The 23,584-nt window shown below is 66.7% G+C and carries 18 protein-coding genes; 17 read left to right on the top strand and 1 reads right to left on the bottom strand.

All coding sequences use genetic code 11. The annotated features are described in order from the left end of the window. The first annotated feature begins 1 nt into the window (after position 1). The 12 genes from xdhA to AC3WUM_RS07940 all read left to right on the top strand — a co-directional run bounded on the left by xdhA (position 2) and on the right by AC3WUM_RS07940 (position 16,142). Positions 2–1,471, top strand: a complete 1,470-nt coding sequence (gene xdhA / locus AC3WUM_RS07995; RefSeq protein ID WP_492409685.1) for a xanthine dehydrogenase small subunit — start codon at positions 2–4, stop codon at positions 1,469–1,471. Beyond that, positions 1,471–3,807, top strand: a complete 2,337-nt coding sequence (xdhB, locus tag AC3WUM_RS07990; RefSeq protein WP_492409684.1) for a xanthine dehydrogenase molybdopterin binding subunit — start codon at positions 1,471–1,473, stop codon at positions 3,805–3,807. Before xdhA ends, xdhB begins: the two co-directional genes overlap by 1 nt. Next, the gene (gene xdhC / locus AC3WUM_RS07985) at positions 3,804–4,910 is read left to right on the top strand and encodes a xanthine dehydrogenase accessory protein XdhC (RefSeq protein ID WP_492409683.1); all 1,107 of its coding nucleotides are present in this window, start codon (positions 3,804–3,806) and stop codon (positions 4,908–4,910) included. Before xdhB ends, xdhC begins: the two co-directional genes overlap by 4 nt. Continuing rightward, the gene (locus AC3WUM_RS07980; protein WP_492409682.1) at positions 4,907–6,454 is read left to right on the top strand and encodes an ABC transporter ATP-binding protein; all 1,548 of its coding nucleotides are present in this window, start codon (positions 4,907–4,909) and stop codon (positions 6,452–6,454) included. The genes xdhC and AC3WUM_RS07980 overlap by 4 nt, the downstream gene beginning before the upstream one ends. After that, on the top strand, positions 6,441–7,556 hold the full coding sequence (locus tag AC3WUM_RS07975) for an ABC transporter permease (protein ID WP_492409681.1): 1,116 nt from the start codon (positions 6,441–6,443) through the stop codon (positions 7,554–7,556). The genes AC3WUM_RS07980 and AC3WUM_RS07975 overlap by 14 nt, the downstream gene beginning before the upstream one ends. Further along, positions 7,556–8,476, top strand: a complete 921-nt coding sequence (locus tag AC3WUM_RS07970; RefSeq protein WP_492409680.1) for an ABC transporter permease — start codon at positions 7,556–7,558, stop codon at positions 8,474–8,476. Before AC3WUM_RS07975 ends, AC3WUM_RS07970 begins: the two co-directional genes overlap by 1 nt. 1 nt (position 8,477) lies before the next feature. After that, positions 8,478–9,725, top strand: a complete 1,248-nt coding sequence (locus AC3WUM_RS07965) for a urate hydroxylase PuuD (RefSeq protein WP_492409679.1) — start codon at positions 8,478–8,480, stop codon at positions 9,723–9,725. Between the two features lie 19 nt (positions 9,726–9,744). Continuing rightward, on the top strand, positions 9,745–11,079 hold the full coding sequence (guaD, locus tag AC3WUM_RS07960) for a guanine deaminase (protein WP_492409678.1): 1,335 nt from the start codon (positions 9,745–9,747) through the stop codon (positions 11,077–11,079). A gap of 327 nt (positions 11,080–11,406) precedes the next feature. Next, positions 11,407–12,177, top strand: coding sequence for a GntR family transcriptional regulator (locus AC3WUM_RS07955; protein WP_492409677.1), 771 nt, complete (start codon positions 11,407–11,409; stop codon positions 12,175–12,177). Between the two features lie 7 nt (positions 12,178–12,184). Beyond that, positions 12,185–13,105 (top strand): allantoinase PuuE, encoded by a 921-nt coding sequence (gene puuE / locus AC3WUM_RS07950; RefSeq protein WP_492409676.1) that lies wholly within the window; start codon positions 12,185–12,187, stop codon positions 13,103–13,105. Further along, a complete protein-coding gene (locus AC3WUM_RS07945; protein WP_492409675.1) occupies positions 13,102–14,886 on the top strand; it encodes an allantoate amidohydrolase in 1,785 nt (594 codons plus the stop codon). The genes puuE and AC3WUM_RS07945 overlap by 4 nt, the downstream gene beginning before the upstream one ends. Beyond that, on the top strand, positions 14,883–16,142 hold the full coding sequence (locus tag AC3WUM_RS07940) for a M20/M25/M40 family metallo-hydrolase (protein WP_492409674.1): 1,260 nt from the start codon (positions 14,883–14,885) through the stop codon (positions 16,140–16,142). Before AC3WUM_RS07945 ends, AC3WUM_RS07940 begins: the two co-directional genes overlap by 4 nt. Before the next feature lie 152 nt (positions 16,143–16,294). Here the strand turns inward: AC3WUM_RS07940 and AC3WUM_RS07935 are convergent, their stop codons facing one another. Then, complete coding sequence (locus tag AC3WUM_RS07935; protein ID WP_492409673.1) at positions 16,295–17,008, bottom strand: GntR family transcriptional regulator; 714 nt, start codon at positions 17,006–17,008, stop codon at positions 16,295–16,297. Between the two features lie 121 nt (positions 17,009–17,129). Here AC3WUM_RS07935 and atzF point away from each other — a divergent pair, with 121 nt between their 5' ends. From atzF to AC3WUM_RS07910, 5 genes are all read left to right on the top strand, one after another. Then, complete coding sequence (gene atzF / locus AC3WUM_RS07930) at positions 17,130–18,899, top strand: allophanate hydrolase (protein ID WP_492409991.1); 1,770 nt, start codon at positions 17,130–17,132, stop codon at positions 18,897–18,899. A 111-nt stretch (positions 18,900–19,010) separates the two neighbouring features. After that, entirely contained in the window at positions 19,011–19,688 is a 678-nt protein-coding gene (locus AC3WUM_RS07925) for a cysteine hydrolase family protein (protein ID WP_492409672.1), read from the top strand. 175 nt (positions 19,689–19,863) lie between these two features. Continuing rightward, positions 19,864–21,459 carry a regulator gene (locus tag AC3WUM_RS07920; protein WP_492409671.1) on the top strand — a complete coding sequence of 532 codons (1,596 nt, stop codon included), beginning with the start codon at positions 19,864–19,866 and terminating at the stop codon, positions 21,457–21,459. Positions 21,460–21,589: 130 nt separating this feature from the next. Beyond that, on the top strand, positions 21,590–22,441 hold the full coding sequence (locus tag AC3WUM_RS07915) for an outer membrane protein OmpK (protein WP_492409670.1): 852 nt from the start codon (positions 21,590–21,592) through the stop codon (positions 22,439–22,441). A gap of 22 nt (positions 22,442–22,463) precedes the next feature. Continuing rightward, a complete protein-coding gene (locus tag AC3WUM_RS07910; protein WP_492409669.1) occupies positions 22,464–23,576 on the top strand; it encodes a BMP family ABC transporter substrate-binding protein in 1,113 nt (370 codons plus the stop codon). The last annotated feature ends 8 nt before the right edge of the window (positions 23,577–23,584 follow it).

Genomic DNA, 23,584 nt, shown 5'->3' with positions numbered 1-23,584 from the left:
CGTGTCGGAACACGAGCCTCAAGCCGTCCGATTCATCCTCGATGGCCATACCGTCAGCACTCCGGCGCTGCCCGCGACGACGACGCTGCTCGACTACCTCCGCGAAATCGAGGGTCGCAAGGGCACGAAAGAAGGGTGTGCCGAAGGTGACTGTGGCGCCTGCACCATCGTGCTCGGCCAGCATGGCGCCAGCGGCATCCGCTGGCGCGCGATCAACAGCTGTATCCGGTTCCTGCCGACGATCGATGGCTGCGAGCTCGTGACCGCCGAAAGCCTGCAGGCAGCCGACGGCAGCCTGCATCCGGTGCAACAGGCGATGGTCGCGGGCCATGCCTCCCAATGCGGCTTCTGCACGCCCGGCTTCGTCATGTCTCTGTTCGCGCACTACCTGCAACGAGAATCATCGACGCGCGAAGCGATTGTCGACACGGTCTCGGGCAATCTCTGCCGCTGCACGGGCTACCGGCCAATTGTCGAAGCCGGCCTGGCGAGCTTCACCCTGCCCGCACCACAACGCTGGAGCCGCGATGATGCCCAATCACCATCGCGCCTCGCCGCGCTGCAATCGATCGCGCGCGAAAAACCGTTGCGGCTGCCGGATTTCTACGCGCCGCGCACGCTTGCCGAGCTCGCCGACGAATACACCGCCGCACCTCACTCGCTGCTACTCGCCGGTGGCACCGACATCGGACTATGGGTCACGCAGCATCTGCGCGATCTGCCGCCGCTGATCTACATCGGAGAAGTGGCCGAACTCGCGGCGATCGAAACGGCACCACAAGAGCTTTCGATCGGCGCTGCCGTCTCGCTCGGCGATGCCTGGGATGCGATCGTCGCGGCTTATCCGGCGTTGACCGAACTCGCGCGACGCTTCGCGTCGACGCCGGTCTGCAATTCGGGCACCTTCTGCGGCAACGTCGCCAACGGCTCGCCGATCGGCGATTCGATGCCGGTACTGCTCGCACTCGGCGCGCGCGTGCGGCTGCGCAAGGGCGCGAGCGTTCGCGAATTGCCGCTGGAACGCTTCTATCTGGGCTACCAGAAAAAAGATCTTGCAGCCGGAGAATTCGTCAGCCACGTACTGCTGCCCGAGCCACAAGCCAACTGGTGTTACGCGAGCTACAAGCTCTCCAAGCGCATCGACCAGGACATTTCGGCCGTCTGCACGGGCTTCGCGGTGAAGATCGAAGACGGCATCGTCGTCGACGCACGCCTCGGCTTCGGTGGCATGGCGGCAACGCCAAGCCGCGCACCGCAGGCCGAATCCACATTGATCGGCCAGCCCTGGAGTGCGGACAGCATCGAGGCCGCCATCGGCGCACTCGCGCTCGACTTCAAACCGCTCAGCGACATGCGCGCGAGCAGCCGTTATCGCTTGCAGGCCGCAGGCAATCTGTTGCGCCGCTTCCATCTCGAACTTGTAGGCGACACGGTGCTGCGCACCACGCAGGCGCGCGCGGAGCCACTCTGATGGCCGATTCGCCTTCACCCACGCATATCGTCGGCGGAACACAGCCGCACGAGAGCGCCCCGCTGCACGTCAGCGGCAAGGCGCTCTACTGCGATGACATCGCGCTGCCGGCCAATACCTTGCACGCGGTGTTCGGCCTGAGCCGGGTGGCGCACGGGCGCATCACCCGGCTCGATCTGTCCGCCGTGCTCGCCATGCCCGGCGTCATCGCCGTCGCCGGTCCTGCCGATGTGCCCGGGGACAACAACTACGGCGGCATCGTCCATGACGATCCGATCTTCACCGACGAACTCGTGCAGTACGCCGGCCAGCCGATATTCGCGGTCGCCGCAACCTCGCATCTGGCCGCGCGCAAGGCGGCGCGCAAGGCAGTCGTCGAATACGAGGAGCTGCCCGCGATCCTCGACGTGCGCTCGGCGCTCGCTGCGCAGAGCTTCGTGATTCCTTCGCAACACCTGGTCAGCGGCGATCCACGGGGCGAACTCGCCCGCTCGCCGCGCCGGCTGCAGGGCAGCGTGACGATCGGCGGGCAGGATCATTTCTATCTCGAAGGACAGATTGCGATCGCGCTGCCACAGGACGGCGGCGGCATGCTGATCCATAGCTCGACGCAGCATCCGACCGAAGTGCAGCACATGGTCTGCCATGCGCTGCATCTCGCGCAGCATGACGTGGTCGTGCAGTGCCGGCGCATGGGTGGCGGCTTCGGCGGCAAGGAAAGCCAGCCCGCGTTGCTCGCCTGCGCAGCTGCGGTGCTCGCACGCAAGACCGGCCGGCCCGTGAAACTGCGCCTCGATCGCGACGCCGACATGCTCATGACCGGCAAGCGTCACGACTTCGTTGCCGACTACGACGTCGGCTTCGACGACGAAGGACGCATCCGCGCGCTCGACGTCATGCTCGCCTCGCGCTGTGGCTACTCAGCCGATCTCTCGGGGCCGGTCAACGACCGCGCCGTCTGCCATGTCGACAACGCCTACTTCCTCGAGCACGTCGAGATCACGAGCCACCGCTGCAAGACGAATACGGTCTCGAACACCGCCTTCCGCGGCTTCGGCGGACCGCAGGGCATGGTCGTCATCGAACAGATCGTCGACGACATCGCACGCGCGCTGAAGCTCGATCCGCTCGCGGTACGCCAGATCAATTTCTACGGCGTCGGCGAGCGCAATGCAACGCCTTACGGCCAGATCGTCGAGGACAACGTGCTCCACGAAATGGCCGCGCAGCTCGTCCACGACAGCGACTATGCGAATCGGCGCGAGCGCATCGGCGATTGGAACGCGGCCAACGCGGTCGTCAAGCGCGGCATCGCGCTCACGCCGGTCAAATTCGGCATTTCGTTCAATGCAACGCTCTACAACCAGGCCGGTGCACTCCTGCACCTCTACGCCGACGGCAGCGTGCTGCTCAACCACGGCGGCACCGAAATGGGCCAGGGGCTCTATACCAAAGTCGCGCAAGTAGTCGCCGAAGAACTCGGCATTCCATTGTCGGCCGTGCGCGTCTCGACGACCGACACGAGCAAGGTACCGAATACCTCGGCGACAGCTGCATCGAGCGGAGCGGATCTCAACGGCAAGGCGGCGCAGGCAGCAGCGCAGACGCTGCGCCAACGGCTCATCGACTTCGCCTGCCGCAGCGAGGGCCTGCTGCCGCACGACGTGCAGTTCGTCGACGGCATCGTGCACCTGGGCAGCAAGCGGATTCCGTTCAAGGAGCTCACCGCGCGTGCCTACGCAGCGCGCATTTCGCTATCGGCGACGGGTTACTACTCGACACCGAAAATCCATTGGGATCGCACCAGGCTGCGTGGCCGGCCGTTCTTCTACTACGCCTACGGCATGGCAGTGTCGGAAGTCGCGATCGACACGCTTACGGGCGAATCGCAGTTGTTGCGCGTCGACATCCTGCACGACGTCGGTCGCTCGCTGAACCCGGCGATCGATCTCGGTCAGATCGAAGGCGGCTTCCTGCAAGGCATGGGCTGGCTGACCTGCGAGGAACTCTGGTGGAACGCCAGGGGCGAGCTCAAGACGCACGCGCCCTCGACCTACAAGATTCCGACCGCGCGTGACTGGCCGGCGGTGGCGAACATCCGGCTGCTCGAACGCTCGCCCAATCGCGAAGACACGATCTACCGATCGAAAGCCGTCGGCGAGCCACCGCTGATGCTGGGCATCTCGGTGCTGCACGCCATTCGCGATGCGGTCGCGAGTTGCGGTGACGGCAGTGCACCGCCCGAACTCGCGTCGCCGGCAACGGCAGAGGCGGTGTTGATGGCCGTCGAAGCGATCCGGTCCGTTGCAGGGAACACCGGAGCCACGAGCGAATGAGCGCAACACCGCAAGCCGCGCTCGCGCCTGCATCGGGCCTTCGGCTGGAAAGCCTGCATCACTGGCCCCGCGATCTGCTGTCGATGCTCGACCACGAGGCCAGCGCCGTGCGCGTGCTCGTCGCGAGCCTGCGCGGCTCGGCGCCGCGCGAACCCGGAGCGATCATGCTGATCGGACGCGAGCGACTCGTCGGCACGATCGGCGGTGGCCATCTGGAGTGGAAGGCGATCGCGGCAGCGCGCTCGATGCTCGCGGATTCCGCGCCGGCCGGGCAGCTCAAGCGTTATGTCCTCGGACTGGAGCTCGGGCAGTGCTGCGGCGGCGTGGTGGAACTCTGGATCGAGCGCTACGGGCGCGAGGATCGGGCCTTGTTGCAAGCGCTGTCGCAGGATGCGCAGCCCTTGATGCTCAAGTCCGAACTGTCGAACGGCTCGCTGCGCCGCTGGATCGAAAATGCCGGCCCGAAGGCGTCGCCGCCTTCGTTGAGACTCCTGCGCGGCGTCATCAGCACCACCGTCGAAGAACCCATCGCCCCGCCTCATCCGAGCGTCTGGCTCTTCGGCGCCGGCCATGTCGGGCAGGCGATCGCCAGGCTGCTCGCCGACTTGCCGCTACAGCTCAGCTGGATCGACTCGCGACCCGATCTGTTTCCCGTTGAGACAGCGCGACACGTCGAGCAACGCGTCATCGCCGATCCGGCCGCGAGCGTCGCCAATGCACCGCCGGGAACGCGATTCCTGATCCTCACTCACGACCACGCGCTCGATTACGCGATCTGCCGTGCCGTGCTCGCACGTGGCGATTTCGCGTTCGCCGGCGTGATCGGCTCGGCGAGCAAGGCGGCGCGCTTCCGCTCGCGGCTCGCTTGCGAGGATGGTTTCGCGGCCGACCAGATCGAGCGGCTTAGCTGCCCGATCGGCATCGACGGCATCGCCAGCAAGTGGCCTGCGGCGATCGCCGTCGCAGTCGCCGCACAGCTCCTGCAATCGCTGCCCGCCGCCGAGTCGCGTATTTCGGCGAAGTCCTCCATGACCGCAGCCGAAGCCCACGGCTGCTCCGAATCGAGATGCTCCACATGCCAGCCGAACCGCCCGACCCCATGACCCCTCCACGTCTGGCCATGCGCGGCATCACCAAGCGCTATCCGAGCGTGGTTGCCAACGACCACGTCGATCTCACCGTCATGCCCGGCGAGATTCATGCGCTGATGGGCGAGAACGGCGCGGGCAAGAGCACGCTCATGAAGATCGCCTATGGCGTGACCCAGCCCACCGAAGGGCGCATCGAGTGGGAAGGCCGGCCGGTGCGCATCACCACACCGGCACAGGCGCGCGAACTCGGCATCGGCATGGTGTTCCAGCATTTCTCGTTGTTCGAAACGCTGACCGTTGCCGAGAACATCGCGCTGGCTCTCGACTTCAAGGAATCGCCGACCAAGCTTTATGTGCAGATTCGCGAAGTTTCGGAGAAATACGGGCTGCCGGTCGATCCGCAGCGGCTCGTGCACAGCATGTCGGTGGGCGAGCGGCAGCGCGTCGAGATCGTCCGCTGCCTGTTGCAGAACCCGCGCCTGCTGATCATGGACGAGCCGACCTCGGTCCTGACACCACAAGCGGTGCGCAAGCTGTTCGACACGCTGCGCCGGCTCGCCTCCGAAGGCGTCTCGATCCTCTACATCAGCCACAAGCTCGACGAGATTCGCGAACTCTGCGACACCGCGACCGTGCTGCGTGGCGGCAAGCTCAGTGGCACCGCCAAACCCAAAACCGAAACCAACGAATCGCTCGCCACGCTGATGATCGGCAGCGAGTTGTCGGTCTGCCAGCTCACGCCGCGCGAGCCGGGCCAGATCATGCTCGAGCTGACCAACCTGAGCCTGGCGACGCGCGATCCCTTTGGCACCACGCTCAAGCAGATCGACCTGCGCGTGCGTGAAGGCGAGATCGTCGGCATCGCCGGCGTCTCGGGCAACGGCCAGAAGGAGTTCATGGCCGCGCTGTCGGGCGAGAACCTGCTGTCCTACGACGATCGCGGCGCGATTCGCGTCGCCGGCCAGCCCGCTGGGCTGCTCAACCCGGCACAGCGCCGCAAGCTAGGCCTGACCTTCGTTCCCGAAGAGCGCCTCGGACGCGGCGCGGTTCCGCCGATGAGCCTGTCGAACAATGCGCTGCTCACCGGCGCGCGTGCCGGCATGGTGCGCTTCGGCCTGGTCGACAACGGCGCAGCACGCAGCTTCGCCGATCGCGCGATCAGCGATTTCAAGGTCAAGTGCGGAGGCAATGGCTCGGCCGCGAATTCACTGTCGGGCGGCAACCTGCAGAAGTTCATCGTCGGCCGCGAAACCCTGCTCGAACCCAAGGTGATGATCGCCGCACAACCGACCTGGGGCGTCGATGTCGGAGCGTCGCAGATGATCCGCCAGGCACTCATCGACCTGCGCGACAGGGGCGTTGCGGTGCTGGTGGTTTCCGAGGAGCTCGACGAGCTGTTCGCCATCTGCGACCGCATCGCGGTGATCGCGCAGGGGCATCTGTCGCCGACACGCAAGCCGGCCGAAACCAGCATCGAGGAGATCGGCTACTGGATGTCCGGCGGCTTCATCGAAAACAAGCAGGAACGCGAGGAGGCCCTTCATGCTGCGGCTTGAGAAACGTCAGGCACCGTCCAGCCTCATGCGACTCACCGCGCCGCTGATCGCGGCGCTGGCGATGCTCGTTACCGGCTTCATTATTTTCACCGTGCTCGGCAAGAACCCGGTCGACGCCTTCCGCGTGTTCTTCATCAAACCGCTGTCGACCACCTACGGCCTTGGCGAGCTGCTGCTCAAGACCACGCCGCTGCTGCTCTGCGCGCTGGGGCTGGCACTGGGCTTTCGCGCCAACGTCTGGAACATCGGCGCCGAAGGCCAGCTCGTCATGGGCGCGATCTTCGGTTCGGGCGTGGCGCTGGCCTTCGGCGAAACCGAGAGCCACTGGCTACTGCCCTCGATGCTCGCGGCCGGCGTGATCGGCGGCATGCTCTGGGCGGCGATCCCGGCGTTCCTGCGCACGCGCTTCCACACCAACGAAATTCTGGTGAGCCTCATGCTGGTCTATATCGCCCAGCTGATCCTCGCCTGGCTCGTGCATGGTCCCTGGCGCGATCCGGCCGGCTACAACTTTCCGCAGTCGCGCACGTTCAACGATTGGGAGCTGCTGCCGCTGCTCATCGAAGGCACGCGCGTGAACCTCAGCTTCATCTTCGCGCTCGCCATCGCCGCGGCTGCATGGCTCTTCATCGCCCGCACCCACGCAGGCTATCGCATGCAGGTCGCCGGGCTCGCGCCCGCAGCGGCGGCCTACGCGGGCTTTTCGGAGAAGCGGAATATCTGGCTCGCCCTGCTGCTCTCGGGCGCCACTGCGGGCCTCGCGGGCATCTGTGAAGTCGCCGGGCCGATCGGCCAGTTGCAACCCACCGTTTCGCCAGGCTACGGCTTCGCGGCGATCATCGTCGCCTTTGTCGGACGCCTGCATCCGGCCGGCATCGTGCTGGCCTCCATGCTGATGTCGCTGCTCTACCTCGGCGGCGAGCAGTCGCAGATGGAACTCGCGCTGCCGTCCGCCGTCACCGGGCTGTTCCAGGGCCTGCTGCTGTTCTACCTGCTCGCGGCCGACCTGTTCGTGCTGTTCCGCGTGCGCCGCAGGATCGCCGCACCCAAACCAGCCGCGGCGGCCGCCGCATCGCCCGCAACCCCAGCCGAGGCCGCCTGATGGACGCGCTCGTTCCGATCCTCGTCAGCACCGTCGTCGCCGCCACGCCGCTGATCTACGCCGCACTGGGTGAACTCGTCGCCGAACGCGCCGGCGTACTCAACCTGGGCGTCGAAGGCATGATGCTGGTCGGCGCCGTCACCGGCTTCGCCGTCGGCCTGTCGACAGGCAGCCTCACGCTGGGCTATCTGGCCGCCGCGCTCGCCGGCGTGGCGATGTCGCTGGTGTTCGGCTTCCTCACGATCACGCTGCAGACCAACCAGGTGGCCACGGGCCTGGCACTGACACTGTTCGGCGTCGGACTGTCGGCTTTCGCCGGCCGGCCCTTCGTCGGCCAGCCGATTCCGGGCGCCCCGGCGATCGACATTCCGGTCCTGAGCGACCTGCCCGTGCTCGGCCCGCTGCTGTTCCGTTTCAACCTGCTCGTCTACGGCTCGATCGCCCTGTACTTCGCCGTACAGTGGTTCCTCACCAGGACGCACGCGGGCCTGAAGATGCGCGCGGTCGGCGAGGCTCCGCAGGTCTCGCACGCGCTCGGCCATCCGGTCGCCGGCATCCGCTACGCGGCGACGATGTTCGGCGGCGCCTGCAGCGGCATCGCGGGAGCCTACCTGTCCACCGCGCTGACGCCGATGTGGGTCGAAGGCATGAGCGCCGGCCGCGGCTGGATCGCATTGGCGCTGGTCGTCTTCGCCACCTGGAAACCCTTGCGCGTGATGCTCGGCGCCTACCTGTTCGGCGGCGTGACGGTGATGCAGCTCTATGCACAAGGCTTCGGGCTGCACATTCCGTCGGAGTTTCTCTCGATGCTGCCGTATGCGGCGACGGTGATCGTGCTGGTGATCATCTGCCGTGATCCGAAAACGATCCTGCTCAACCAGCCGGCGGCCCTGGGCAAGTCGTATCACCCGGACGCGTGAGATGGACGCCTATCTCCTCGACTGGCTCAGTCTCCTCGGTCGCTGGATCCACCTGATCACCGGGATCGCCTGGATCGGCGCCTCGTTCTACTTCGTCTGGCTCGACAACCACCTGCTCGCACCCACCGACGAAGCGCTCAAGACCAAGGGCGTCGGCGGCGAACTCTGGGCCGTGCATGGCGGCGGTTTCTACAACGCGCAGAAGTACAAGACCGCGCCGGCCGAGGTCCCGCGCTCACTGCACTGGTTCTACTGGGAGGCCTACAGCACCTGGCTGTCGGGGTTCTTCCTGCTCTGCCTGCTCTATTACCGCGCGCCCGAGCTCTACCTCATCGATCCTTCGCTCGCCGATCTCGGCCAGTGGAGCGCGATCGCACTGGGCCTGGCCTCACTCGCGGGGGGCTGGATCGTCTACGACCTGCTCTGCCGCTCGGCCCTGGGGCGCAACGACAGGATGCTCGGCGTGGTGACCGCCGTACTGCTCTGCAGCGCGGCCTACGGACTTTGCAAGGTCTACAGCGGGCGCGGCGCCTATCTGCAATTCGGCGCGATGCTCGGCACCATCATGGTCGCGAACGTGTTTTTCGTGATCATTCCGGGGCAGCGCGCGATGGTCGAGGCCGCGCGTGCAGGCAAGCCGGTCGATCCGATCCACGGGCAGCGCGGCAAACAGCGTTCGGTGCACAACACCTACTTCACACTGCCCGTGCTGCTGGTGATGATCAGCAACCACTACGCCTTCACCTACGGCGCGGCACAGAACGGAGCGGTGCTCATCGGACTCTGCGTCGCGGGCGCGGCGATCCGCACCTGGTTCGTCGCCCGGCACAAGGCGCACGAGCGCGGAGGCAAGACGTCGCCGGTAGCGCTGATCGTCGGCGTGGTGGTGCTCGCGATCCTGGCTTGGACGCTCAAGCCGGAGCCGCGCAAGCCCTTGTCCGCGAGCCCCGCGCCATCGGGGCCCGCACAGGCAGGGAACGTTCCAGCCGTCGCCAGCGACTTCGCAAGCGTGCAGGCGATCCTGTTGCAGCGCTGTGCGAGCTGCCATGCCGAGCACCCGACGCAGCCGGGCTTCGCCGCGCCACCCAAGGGCTACAGGCTCGACACCCCCGACCGCATTCGCGCGCAGACCACGGAAATCCGCCAGCAACTGGCGACGCGCGCGATGCCGCTGGGCAATCTCACGCAGATGACCGACGCCGAGCGCGAGGCCGTGCTGGCCTGGATCGACGCCGGAGCCTCACCGTGAAATGCATCCTGAGGACGGCATGAACGCCACCGTGTCCAGCGACCGCCACGATGTGCTCACCGCGCACCGCGGCGCGCTGCTGCATTTCTCTTCCGATCCCGGCGCGAACGACGACGCCGGCAGTTACGAGCACCACGAAGATGGCCTGCTGATCATCGAGGACGGTCGCGTCAAGCAGGCGGGCGCGGCGGCCGAGCTGCTCGCCACCCTGCCCGCGGGCTGCAAGCCCATCGAGCATCACGACGCCTTGCTGGTGCCGGGCTTCATCGACACGCACATCCACCTGCCGCAGACCGACATGATCGCCGCTGGCGGTCGCGACCTGCTCGACTGGCTCAACCGCTATACCTTTCCGACCGAGCGCAGCTTCGAGAACCCAGCCTACGCGCAGGACACGGCGGGCTTCTTCTTCGACGAACTGCTGCGCAACGGCACCACCACCGCGCAGGTGTTCTGCAGCGTGCATGCGAGTTCGGCCGACGCCTGCTTCGGCGCGGCGCAGGCACGCGGGCTGCGGACCATCGCCGGCAAGGTGCTCATGGACCGGCATTGCCCGGACTACCTGCAGGACACCGCCGAAAGCGGCGAGCGCGAATCGCGCGAACTCATCGAACGCTGGCACGGCCGTGACCGGCTGCTCTACGCGATCACGCCGCGCTTCGCTCCGACCTCGACGCCCGAGCAGCTCGCCGCCGCCGGCCGGCTGGCGCGTGACTATCCGACCACTTACATCCACACCCACCTCGCCGAGAATCTCGACGAGGTCGCCTGGGTATGCGAACTGTTCCCCGAGCGGCGCAGTTACCTCGACGTCTACGAGCATTACGGGCTGCTGCGCGAGCGGGCCACCTTCGCGCACAGCGTCCACATCGACGACGAGGACCGGCGCCGCTTCTGCGCCTGCGGCGCCTGCGCCGCGCATGCGCCGACGTCGAATCTCTATCTCGGCAGCGGGCTGTTCGACTTCGACGCGGCCGACGCCGCCGGCATGCAATACGCACTGGCGACCGACGTCGGCGGTGGCACCAGCTTCAGCCTGCTGCGGACGATGGGCGAGGCCTACAAGGTCGCGCAGATGCGTGGTCAGCGGCTGTCGCCGCTGCGCGCCTTCTATCTGGCGACACTCGCGGGTGCGCGGGCGCTACAGCTCGATCATCGCATCGGCTCGTTCGCGCCCGGCCGCGAGGCCGACTTCCTCGTGCTCGATCTGAAAGCGACACCGCTGATCGAGCGCCGCTGCCGGCACACGCGCTCGCTGGGCGAATTGCTGCAGGTGCTCATGGTGCTCGGCGACGACCGCTGCATCGGCCAGACCTACGTCATGGGCCGCCGCGTCGCAGGAACCGCGACATGAAGCCGACTTCACCCCTGCGGGCGGTCCGGCTGCCTATACTTTGCGCCCCCCGCCCGGCACGAGGGCGGCCGGCCAGCCTCGAGGCGCTCGCCGCGCAGCCTTCAGATTTCCGATCGGGCAAGGCGCGACCAGAGCCTTGGATGGTTCCGAATGACCGAGGGACAACGCAGCATGATCGAAAATCCGATGGCGACCCGCAGGCTGCGGTTCGCTTTGGCGCATCGCAGCGGCCGTCGCGCCTGTGCGGCCGGGACACGGCGCGCTGCCGTTGCAGCGCTGCGCCCGAGCGACCTTTGTCCTGGCGACAACAGGCACTGACCGGCGCGCATGAAAACCCGCGCCCCGATCTCCCGGAAATCCACAGACAAGGCACGCGGCCAGGCGCGCAAGCCGGCAGTGGTCCGCCGCCCGCGCAAGCCGGCGGCGATCAGCCCCATCGACGAGGCTTACGAGCGCATCTGCTCCGCAGTCATGGACCACAGCCTGCCGCCCGGCACCCGGCTCATCGAAACCAAGCTCGGCGAGGTGCTCGGCCTGGGCCGCACCCGCGTACGCCAGGTGCTGCAACGGCTCGCCGGCGAAGGGCTGGTGACGCTGCTGCCCAACAAGGGCGCACTGGTCTCCAAGCCCAGCGTGCAAGATGCGCTCGACGTGTTCGAGGCACGCCGGCTCATCGAGCCAGGCATCGTCGAGCGTTTCATCACGCGCGCCTCTGCCGACGACTTGCAACGCGTGCGCGACCATCTGGCCCGCGAGCGGCGGGCCTGGGAAAAGCGCGATCGCCGTTCGATGATCAGGCTGTCGGGCGAGTTCCACCTGCTGATCGCCGAAGCCGCAGGCAACCTGACGCTGCTGGCGATGCTGCGCGAACTGGTTTCGCGTTCCTCGCTGATCATCGCCGTGTTCCAGCAGCCTGGCGCCGCGCTGTGCCCGCCCGACGATCACCAGGATCTGGCGAACGCGCTCGACCGGCGCAGCCCCAAGGCGCCGAGCCTCATGCTGCATCACCTCGATCACGTGCTCGCGGACCTCAAGCTCGAAGACCCGCGCGACACCAGTGTCGACCTGCATACCGTGCTGGGCCGCGTGCCGGCCTGAGACGCGCTTGAGCACCGTGCCGTATCCGCGCGATCTGATCGGCTACGGCCGCCGGCCGCCGCACGCGCGCTGGCCCGGGGCCACGCGCATCGCCGTGCAGTTCGTACTCAATTACGAAGAGGGTGCGGAGAACTGCGTGCTCGACGGCGATGCCGCATCGGAGACCTTCCTCTCCGAGATCGTCGGCGCGCAAACCTTCCCGACGCGCCACATGAGCATGGAATCGCTGTACGAATACGGGTCGCGTGCCGGGCTCTGGCGCGTGCTGCGGCTGTTCGAGCGCAAGCGCCTGCCGTTCAGCGTTTTCGGCGTCGCACGCGCACTGCAACGCAACCTGGACGCCGTCGCAGCCTTTCGCGAACTCGGGGCGGACATCGTCAGCCATGGCCTGCGCTGGATCAGCTACCAGAACATCGACGAGGCCACCGAACGGGCCCACATGGCCGAGGCCGTCGCAATCCTGCGCGATCTCACCGGCGAGGCCCCGCTGGGCTGGTACACCGGCCGCGACAGCCCGAACACACGCCGGCTCGTCGTCGAGCACGGCGGCTTTCTCTACGACTCCGACTCCTACGCCGACGATCTGCCCTACTGGACCGCGGTAAACGGCCGGCCGCATCTCGTCGTGCCCTACACGCTCGACACCAACGACATGCGCTTCGCCACGGTGCAAGGCTTCAACTCGGGCGTGCAGTTCTTCGACTACCTCAAGGATGCCTTCGACGTGCTCTACGCCGAGGGCGATCCGCAGGGGCTCGACACGCCGAAGATGCTGTCGATCGGCCTGCACGCGCGGCTGATCGGCCGTCCCGCGCGGCTGGCCTCGCTCGAACGCTTCATCGACTACGTCGCCGCCCGGCCCGGCGTCTGGATCGCACGGCGCCTCGACATCGCCCGGCATTGGGCCGAAACGCATCCGCCCGCATGAGCACACCCATCCATCCACCGATCGATCTCGACGCGCTCAATGCGCTGCCGGCCAGCGGCTTCGTCGCCGCGCTTGATGGAATCTTCGAGCATTCGCCGTGGATCGCCGAGGCGACCGCGAGCCAGCGGCCGTTCGCGACCTGCTTCGATCTGGCCGACGCGCTCAACGCCAGCATGCGCGCGGCCCCGGTCGGGCAACAGCTCGCGCTCGTGCGGGCGCACCCCGAGCTCGCCGGCCGCACCGCAATCCGTGGCGAACTGACGGCCGAGTCGACGCGCGAGCAGGCCGGCGCCGGGCTTTCGCAATGCTCGCCCGAAGAGTTCGATCGCTTGCAGGAACTCAACGCGCGCTACACCGCGCGCTTCGGCTTTCCGTTCGTGCTCTCGGTCAAGGGCCATGATCGCGCCTCGATCCTGGCCCAGTTCGAACAGCGCATCGAGCACGACCCTGAAACCGAACTCGCCACGGCGCTCGCGCAGATCGCGCGCATCGCCGAATTCCGCCTCGCCGAGCGCGTCACCGAGCCCGCGGGCCGCACGATCCTGGCAATGGCCGGCAGCCTCGCAGGCCACAGCGATCAGGATGGCGCGCTGACCTGTACCTTCATGACGCCCGCGCACCGCGCCACCGCACGGCAGCTCCGCGAATGGATGTGGCAGGCCGGGCTCGATGCCCATATCGACGCCATCGGCAACGTCGTCGGCCGCTGGCGCTGCGGGCTCGCCGACGCCAAGACGCTCATCACCGGCTCGCACTACGACACCGTGATCGATGGGGGCCGCTACGACGGCCGGCTCGGCATCCTGCTGCCCATCGTCGTCGCGCAGCGGCTGCGGCTCGCCGGCCGGCGGCTGCCGTTCGATCTGGAGATCGTCGGCTTCTGCGAAGAAGAAGGCGTGCGCTTCAAATCGACCTTCCTCGGCAGCAGCGCCATCGCCGGCCGCTTCGATTTCGCCAGTCTCGATCGCGTCGACGCCGACGGCCTGAGCCTGCGGGACGTGCTCGTCGCGGCCGGCCACGACCCGCAGCAGATCACGGCAATCGCACGCGATGCCGCAGCGGTCGCGGCTTACGTCGAAGTCCATATCGAGCAGGGTCCGGTACTGCTCGATGAAGGGCACGCCGTCGGCGTCGTCACCGCGATCAACGGCAGCCAGCGGCATCTGCTGCAGATCACCGGCCTGGCGGGCCATTCGGGCACCGTGCCCATGCACCTGCGGCGTGACGCCGCGGCGGCGGCAGCCGAGATCGTGCTCTGCGTCGAGCGCCGCTGCGCGAGCGTGCCCGGCCTCGTCGGCACCGTCGGACGCCTGCTCGTGCCCAACGGGGCGATCAACGTGATTCCGGGCGCCTGCGAACTGTCGATCGACATCCGTGCCCCCGACGATGCAGTCCGCGATGCGGCGGCAGCCGACATCTTCGCCGAGATCGAGCGCATCGCCGCGCGGCGCCAGGTGCAGATCACTTCACAAGCGGTGCTGCGCGCCGCGGCCACCCCCTGCTCGCCCGCACTGCAGGCGCAACTGTCGGCGAGCATCGCGCGGGTGACCGGTGAACCGTCGCCGCGCCACCTGCCCAGCGGTGCCGGCCACGACGCGATGCAGCTCGCAGAGCTGACCGGGGTCGGCATGCTGTTCGTGCGCTGCGGTCACGGCGGCATCAGCCACCATCCGGCCGAGACGCTCAGCGAAGCCGATGCCGGCGTCGCTGCCGAGGTCTTCGCCGATTTCCTGAGCCATTTCACGAACAGCCCGGATCCCGGTGCGGGAGAGCTCGCATGAGTCCACTGGAAAGCCAGCAGGCCGAACTGCTCGCACACGTCGACACCGACTTCGACGCGAGCTGCAACTTTCTCGCCGAACTCGTGCGCATTCCCACCGACAACCCGCCCGGTGACTGCGCCGCACATGCGCGCAAGGCCGCCGAACTGCTGACGGCGCTGGGCTTCGAGGTCGAATCGCACCCGGTGCCGGAGGCGACCGTCCGCGCCGCCGGCATGATTTCGGCGACCAACCTAATCGTGCGCCACCGTTTCGGCGCAGGCCCCTGCATCGCGCTCAATGCGCATGGCGACGTGGTGCCGCCGGGCCTGGGATGGACGCAGGATCCGTATGGCGCGGCGATCATCGAAGACGGGGAGCACGGCCCGGCGATGGTCGGACGCGGCGTGGCGGTGAGCAAATCCGACTTCGCCACCTACACCTTCGCCCTGCGCGCCTTGCAGCGGCTCGCCGCCGACGGCCATGCGCTCAAGGGCTCGGTGGAACTGCACTTCACCTACGACGAGGAAGTCGGCGGCGACATCGGCCCGCGCTGGCTCGTCGAGCAAGGTCTGACCAAGCCCGATTACGCGATCTGCGCCGGCTTCTCCTATGCGGTGACGACCGCGCACAACGGCTGCCTGCACTTCGAAGTCGTCGTGCGCGGCCGCCAGGGCCACGCCGCCATGCCCGAGTCAGGCATCGACGCGCTGGCCGCCGCGACGCACATCCTTCAGCGGCTCTACGATTCACGCAAAGCGCTGGAGCTTCGCGAGTCGCAGACGCCGGGCATTCGTCATCCGACGCTCAACGTCGGGCTCATCGAAGGCGGCATCAACACCAACGTGGTGCCGGACCGGGTGAGCTTCCGCATCGATCGCCGCGTGATTCCGGAGGAATCCATGGACGACGCCGAAGCCGAACTGCGCGGGCTCATCGAATTGGCCGCTGCGCAGATCGACGGTATTCGCGTGGAGATCCGTCGCATCCTGCGTGCGGCACCGCTCGCCAAACTGGCGGGCTCCGAAAACCTCGCCGCGGCCTTGCAGCGCAATGGCGCGGCTTTCCTCGGGGTTCCGATCGCCGAGCACGGTGTGCCGCTCTACACCGACGCAAGGCACTACGCCGAAGCCGGTATTCCGACCGTTCTCTACGGCGCCGGGCCGCGCACGCTCGGCGAAGCCAACGGCCATGCGGCCGACGAGAAGCTGCGCCTGCGCGACCTGCGCGCAGCGACCGCGACGGTGGCCTGCACGCTCGCCGAGCTGCTCGGCTAAAGCCGCGATCCGCCGGGCTCGATTCGCCGCGAGAAAATCGAAGAGACGATCAGCAGGCGGATCGCAACTGATGTGCGGACGGTGCCGGTCGCGGCCATGCGGATCCTGGGCGCGCGCTTCGCTTTCCGGCGCTGCGTCTGGGATGAACGAACTCAGCCCGCCGCCCGCTCACGCTGGACGCGCCGGGCGCGGGAACGCGCCCGCGAGAGCTGCTCCAGCGTGATCGTCTTGGCCGCGAGCTGACTGCGCTGGATGTGCTGGCGCAGCGCCTGCTGCGCGCCGACGATGTTGCGCTTGAGCAGGTGCTGGCAGACGTCGTGGTGCTCTTTATATGTGAGGTCCACGCGCTGGTTCTCGGTGAAATCCAGACGCCGGATGATATGGATCGCGTGATTCACGCGTTGCAGGTAGTCGGCCAGCACGAGGTTGCCGCCGCCTTCCGCGAGCGCAATGTGGAAACTCTCATCGAGGTCCGCCATCGTCTCGACGTCGATCCGGCCCTTGGGCTGCCTGGCGGGGTCCCACTTCTTGGCGAGCTCGCGGATCGCCTTGTCGGGCATGTGGATACAGGCGACTTCGAGTGCGCACATTTCCAGGGCAATGCGCACCTGGTAGTGCTCGTCGATCTCTTCGATGTCGATCTCGCGGATGAAACAGCCCTGCTTGGGCCGCACCGACAGATAGCCTTCCAGCTGCAGCCGCTGCAGCGCCTCGCGCACGGGCGTGCGGCTGACACCGAAGCGCTCGGCCAGTTCGGTCTCGGTCACGCGCGAACCCGGGTAGATCTCGAACCCCAGGATCAACGACTTGAGCTGGCTGTAGACCTCTTGCGCCGAACCGCCGCGAATCGTGCTCGTGGTGCTCATGCTCGAATGGGCTGCCGTAGGAGCCCGCATTGTATGCAAGCTCAGGCACGAGCGTTGCATACATCATTGCGCGCCAAGGTGGTGCAGCAGCAATGACCAGAATGGGGAGGCGGACTTGGATATCGGGAGCGATCTTTCGCTGGCGGCACTGCGCGCGGCCTATCGAGAGCGGCGGTTCACGCCCAGGCAACTGCTGGCGAACCTGCAAAAGCGGGCCGCCGCACTCAACCCGGAGTTCCACACCTACATCGAGCTGCTGGGGCCGGAACAGCTCGAGCCCTATCTCGTCGCGCTCGAAACGCGTTCACCCGATTCCCTGCCGCTCTACGGCATTCCGTTCGCGATCAAGGACAACATCGACCTCGGCGAAGTCACGACGACCGCCGCCTGCCCGGCCTACGCCTACAGGCCCGGCCGCTCGGCACGCGTGGTGCAGCGGCTCATGGAACTCGGGGCGATCCCAACCGGCAAGACCAATCTCGACCAGCTCGCCACCGGCATCAACGGTACGCGCTCGCCTTATGGCGAATGCCGCAATTCGGTTCTGCCCGACTATCCCAGCGGGGGCTCGAGTTCGGGCTCGGCGCTCGCGGTCGCGCTGAACCTCGCGAGCTTTTCGCTGGGCACCGACACGGCCGGCTCGGGCCGCGTGCCGGCGGCGCTCAACGGCCTTGTCGGACTCAAACCCACGCGCGGCATCGTCTCGATCGACGGCGTCGTGCCCTGCTGCCGCTCGCTCGATTGCGTGAGCCTGTTCACGCGCGAGGCGCAAGAAGCCGCCGAGCTACTCGCGTTGATCGCGCAATACGATGAGCAGGAGCCCGAGAGCCGGCGCAACCCGGCCTGGAACGCCGCGCCCGCCAACGCACGGCCAGCCCGATTCCGCTTCGCGGTTCCGCGTCCGCAGGACCGCATCTGGTGCGGTTGCGAAGAAAGCCCGGCGCTCTACGAAGCCGCCATCGCCTCGCTCGAAGCGCTCGGCGGCACCGCGGTGGAAATCGACTTCACGCCGTTTTTGCAGGCCGCCGTGCTGCTCTACCAGCCGGCTGGCGCCGCCGAGCGCTACGCCGCCTTCGGCGGGCTCATCGAGCGCGATCCCGAACTCGTACTGCCGGTGATCCGCGACGTGGTCTCGCCGGGCGCCGGGGCGACGGCGGTCGAGCGCATCCAGGCGGCCGAGCAGTTGCGCGCCTACAAGCGCCTATGCGATCGCAGCGTCGAAGCGGTGGACCTGGTGCTCACGCCGACGATTCCGCGCGCCGTCACGCTGGCCGAACTCCACGCCGAGCCGGTCCTGCGCAACAGCGAACTCGGCACCTACACCAACTTCATGAATCTGCTCGACTACACCGCCGTCGCGGTGCCCGCCGGCACGCTCGCCAACGGATTGCCGTTCGGCGTGACGCTGTTCGGCCGCGCATTCACCGACCACTATCTGCTGAGCATCGCGCAGGCCATGCAATCGGCGGCAAAACCCGCGTCGGCGACGGTAATACCGGGCGATCGCATGCGCCTCGTCGTCTGCGGCGCGCACCTGCAAGGGCTTGCACTCAACCATCAGTTGCTCGGTCGCGGAGCGACGCTCATCGAAGCCACTCACAGCGCGCCTGCCTACAAGCTCTACGCCTTGCCCGGCGGTCCGCCACAGCGACCCGCGATGGTGCGCGATGCAGCAGGCCGGGCGATCGAAGTGGAAGTCTGGGAGCTGCCGAGCAGCGAAGTAGGCTCATTCCTCGCTGGCATTGGCGCTCCGCTGGGCCTGGGCAAGATCGAACTCGCCGACGGCCGCCGCGAAACCGGCTTCATCTGCGAGCACGACGGCGTCGCTGGAGCACTCGACATCACGCAGTTCGGCGGCTGGCGCGGCTATCTGGCATCGAAAACCTCGTGAACCGGAGTTTCCCAAGGTGATGACATCATTTTTGTTGCATGCAACGACGCACTCAGGCATGGATACTGCATGCGTCGTTGGTGTCGAGTCTGCGGACCAATGGAGGCCGCAATGAGCGCTGACAAGCTGATCGAAGCCCAGCCTTACGCGCTGGCGTTCTCACCCGTCACGACGGCGCTGCTGATCATCGACATGCAGCGTGACTTCATGGAGCCTGGCGGCTTCGGTGCCATGCTCGGCAACGACGTCTCCAGGCTGCGCGTCGCCATCGAGCCGCTCAAGGCGCTGCTCTGTGCCGCGCGTGAAACTGGACTCTTCGTTCTGCATACGCGCGAAGGCCATCGGGCCGATCTCACCGATGCACCACGCGCCAAGCTCGAACGCGGCCACGGCCCGACGCGCATCGGTGATGCCGGGCCGATGGGCCGCATCCTGATTCGCGGCGAAGCCGGACACGACATCATTCCTGAGCTGTATCCGATCGCCGGCGAGCCGGTCATCGACAAGCCCGGCAAGGGCTCGTTCTGCCAGACCGATCTCGAACTGATCCTCAAGAACCGCGGCATCAGGACATTGATCGTCTGCGGCGTAACCACCGAAGTCTGCGTGCACACCACCGTGCGCGAAGCCAACGATCGTGGCTTCGAATGCCTGGTGCCGTCCGATTGCGCCGCTTCGTATTTTCCCGAATTCCACGAAGTGGCACTGCGCATGATCGTCGCGCAGAGCGGCATCTTCGGCTGGGTCTCGGATTCGTCGCGCGTGATCGCCGCATTGAATAGCGGCTGACGCTGTTGAACTCGCTTCTCCGATTTTGGAGAAGCCGGCGCTTGTCGCCACTGAATGAATGAAGCGACCGCGCAATCGCGTGGGAAGCCCCTCTGCGCCTTTCGCAAAGAAGCGCGTGGGCAAACGAATCGGAGCGCAGCACCGGCGTCGTCGTAGTACACATGGGAGACATCAAATGAGCACCGTAACACTGAGTAAACCCAAGATCTGGGTTCCAGGAGACTGGAACGCCTTCTTCGGCTTCGGCACCAACATTCTCGTCAACCTGCTCACGCTCACGGCGCTCATGCGCTACGTGCTCAAGCTGCCGGACGAGCTGATCTTCGGGCGCATCCTGCCGGCGACCGGCCTGATGCTGTTCCTGTCGACCGTCTACTACGCCTGGCTCGCCTACAAGCTCGCGCAGAAAACCGGCCGCAGCGATGTCTGCGCGCTGCCCTCGGGCATCAGCGTGCCGCACATGTTCGTCGTCGTCTTCGTGATCATGATGCCGATCGCAGCGAGCGCCGGTGACCCGATCAAGGGCTGGGAAGCGGGGCTCACCTGGGTTTTCGTGCAGAGCTTCGTGCTCATGGTCGGCGGCTTCGTCGCCCCGTGGATCAAGAAGATCACGCCGCGCGCCGCACTGCTCGGCGCGCTCGCGGGCGTGTCGATCGCCTTCATCTCGCTGCGTCCGGCGCTCGACATGTACATGGATCCGGTGATCGGCATCGTCTGCTTCGCGATCCTGCTCGCGAGCTGGTTCGGCGGCGTGCGCTACTTCAAGGGCATTCCGGCCGGGCTCGTCGCGATCGCGGTCGGTTCGGCGATCGCCTGGGGCGGGCTCGCGCTGGGCTACAACTTCGGCGGCATGAGCATCGCCAAGCTCGGCGATTCGTTCGCGAGCTTCGGCTTCAGCATTCCGCTGCCGGTGTTCGGCCACGTGTTCGGCGGCTTCGAATACCTCGGCGTGATCCTCGTGACCGCGATTCCGTTCGGCATCTACGACCTCGTCGAGGCGATGGACAACGTCGAATCGGCCGAAGCCGGCGGCGATCACTACCCGACCACGCGCGTGCTGACGGCCGACGGCGTCGTGAGCCTGATCGGCTGCCTGCTCGGCAATCCGTTCATCAACGCGGTCTACATCGGCCATCCGGGCTGGAAGGCGATCGGCGGACGCATCGGCTACTCGGCCGCGACCGGCGTGATGGTGCTCGTGCTGTCGTGGTTCGGCATTCTCGCGCTGATGATGGCGCTGATTCCGGTCGTCGCGATCTCGCCGATCCTGCTCTACATCGGCATGCTGATCGGAGCGCAGGCCTTCCAGGAAACACCCAAGAGCCATGCGCCCGCGGTGATCCTGTCGCTGATTCCGCAGGTCGCCGGCTGGGGCAAGCTGATGATCGACAATGCGCTCGGCGCGGCCGGCACCAATGCGGCGACGGTCGGCATCGACAAGCTCGCTGGAATGGGCGTGCTCTATCACGGGCTCGAACTGCTCGGTGGCGGCGCGATCCTCGGCAGCCTGATTCTCGCGGCGATCGCGGCCTGCATCATCGATCGGGCCTTCACCAAGGCCGCGGGCTTCGCGCTCGCCGGCGCCGTGCTGACCTTCTTCGGCTTCATGCACAGCGAGGCGATCGGCGTGATGAAGACGCCGCTCGTGGCCCTGAGCTATCTCGGCGTGGCCGGCGTGCTGTTCGGCTGCGCCAAGGCGCGCTATGCCGACGAGCCGGCCAAGGTGCGTCCACAGGAGGCGGCGCCCGGCACGGCCGAGGTCGCCTTGTGAGGCCGGCCGTGACGCTGCACTAGCAGCCTGCCCGGGCCGCCACTCGGCCTACCCACATCCCACGCATGCCCGGCTCCGCGGAGCCGGTCGGGAGCATGCGTTCCAACGCCAGGCAACACCAGGAACCACCGTGAACATCCAAGCCTTTCTCAAGCGCAACACGCTGCTCAAGACCGCGACGCTATCGACGATGATGGCGCTCGCACTCGCCTCCAACACGGCGACGGCCGGCGGCACCGCGATCTGGTCGACGACCGCTGCCGAATACCTCTACGGCACTTCCTATCGCGACATCGCCACCGGCGACAAGGACAAGGCCAGCATCATCACCCTCGAACATGCCGACGGCTGGAAATACGGCGACAACTTCTTCTTCGTCGACATCACCAACCCCGATCGCCAGGGCGACACCGCAGACTTCGCAGGCGCCAACGCCAAGAGCACCGGCGAGTACTACGCCGAACTCTCCCCTCGCCTCTCCTTCGGAAAAATCCTCGGCAAGGATCTTTCCATCGGCCCGTTCTCCGATTTCCTCTTCACCTCCACCCTCGAAATCCCACAGTTCTCCTCAGGCTCCGAGCAGACTTATCTCTACGGCCTCGCCGCCGACCTCAAGATGCCGCAGTTCGCCTTCTTCCAGATCAATCTCTACCTGCGCGACAACCAGGCCGCCGCGCTCGGCGACGGCTATCAGGTCACCCTCGCCTGGGGCATTCCGTTCGACATCGGCGCCACCAAGTTCTCCTTCGAAGGCTTCTTCGACTACGCCTGGGACCAGAAGGGCCTCGCAGACAACATCATTTCCGCTCCGCGCTTCCTCGTCGACCTCGGCAACTGGTTCGGCAAGCCCGGATGCATCCAGGCCGGCGTCGAATGGCAGTTCTGGCACAACAAGTTCGGCCTCGACAACGCCATCTTCAACCCCTCCAAAACCTCCGACGAATCCGTCCCTCAGGCCATGTTCAAGTGGATCCTCAACTGACGCCGGACATCAGGACGAACCCATGACCCTCGACCGCCGCCATTTCCTCAAATCCACCGCAGCCGCTACGGCGCTGGCCCTGCTGACGCCCGCCGAGCGCCTGCTCGCCGCCGCCGGCAAGCTCACCGTCGGCGCGCTCTACGTCGGCCCGCACGACGACTACGGCTACAACCAGGCGCACGCGCAGGCCGTCGCCAAGCTCAAGGCCCTGCCCGGCGTCAAGGTGATCGAGCAGGAGAACGTGCCCGAAACCGTCGCCGTGCAGAAGGCGATGGAAGCGATGATCGTCGAGGACGAAGCCTCGCTGATCTTCGTGACCTCGTTCGGCTACTTCTCGCACGCGGTGAAGCTCGCGCCCAAGTATCCCAAGGTGCGCTTCGCGCATTGCGGCGGACTGTGGACCCAGGGCAAGGACCCGCTCAACGTCGGCAGCTACTTCGGCTACATCGACGAGTGCCAGTATCTCAACGGCATCGCCGCCGGCCACGCGAGCAAGAGCGGCAAGCTCGGTTTCGTCGCCGCCAAGCCGATTCCGCAGGTACTGCGCAACATCAACGCGTTCACGCTCGGCGCGCGCTCGGTGAAGCCCGGCATCACCACGCAGGTGATCTTCACGGGCGACTGGTCGATGCCGGTGAAGGAAGCCGAGGCCACCAACTCGCTCGCCGACCAGGGCGTCGACGTCGTCACCTGCCACGTCGACAGCCCCAAGGTGCTCGTCGAAACCGCGGCCAGGCGCGGCCTGTTCGTCTGTGGCTATCACGCCGACCAGTCGGTACTCGCGCCCAAGTCCTACCTCACGGGCGCCGAGTGGAACTGGGAGACCGTCTACAAGAGCTACGTCGCAGCGGCGCAATCGGGCGCGGCCTTCGCCAACCTCACGCGCGGCGGACTCAAGGAAGGCTTCGTGAAGATGTCGCCCTACACGGGCGCGACACCGGCCGCGGCCAAGACGCAGATCGACAAGACCAAGGCCGAAATGGTCGCGGGCAAGTTCGACATCTTCAAGGGCCCGCTCAAGGACAATGGCGGCAAGACCGTGATCGCGGCCGGCACCACGCTCGTGCAGACCGACATCGTGCTCGAGTCGATGAACTACCTCGTCGAAGGCGTGGTGGGTTCGACCGGCGCATGAGGCGGCCG

This window comes from Hydrocarboniphaga sp. FW305-C-57 (assembly GCF_058783045.1).
Note: the sequence above shows the minus strand (reverse complement) of the source record. Positions and strands in the feature narration are given on the sequence as shown.